This is a genomic window from Ulvibacter sp. 2210JD10-4 (assembly GCF_058148525.1).
Window position 1 is genome coordinate 1 of sequence record NZ_JBYVJZ010000047.1, and the last position, 263, is coordinate 263.

Below are 263 nucleotides of genomic sequence, written 5' to 3' on the forward strand. Positions count from 1 at the left end.
ACAGGATACGTAATTAATACAGATTCTGGGTCGTTGTAGTTGGCCCTATCCATATCCAGGGAATAATATCTGTCAATATCCCCGTCTATTTTACCTATTTTATAACTCCCAGAAGATGCATTTTCATCGTAGTTACTAAACGTCCACTTTGGATCTAAAGAAACATCTCCTACCGGAGCAGTTTCTTCATCTTTAGCTTCTCCCCTCACATACTCGGCTCCTCTGGATATATCAATTTTTGGGTCTGACGAAAGGAAATATGC

The 263-nt window shown here is 39.9% G+C and carries 1 protein-coding gene; it reads right to left on the reverse strand.

Annotation, left to right across the window (positions count from 1 at the left end; all coding sequences use genetic code 11):
• Nucleotides 1-263 (reverse strand): hypothetical protein (locus ACY2RT_RS15420; RefSeq protein ID WP_490156810.1); only part of this gene is annotated, 263 nt, incomplete at both ends.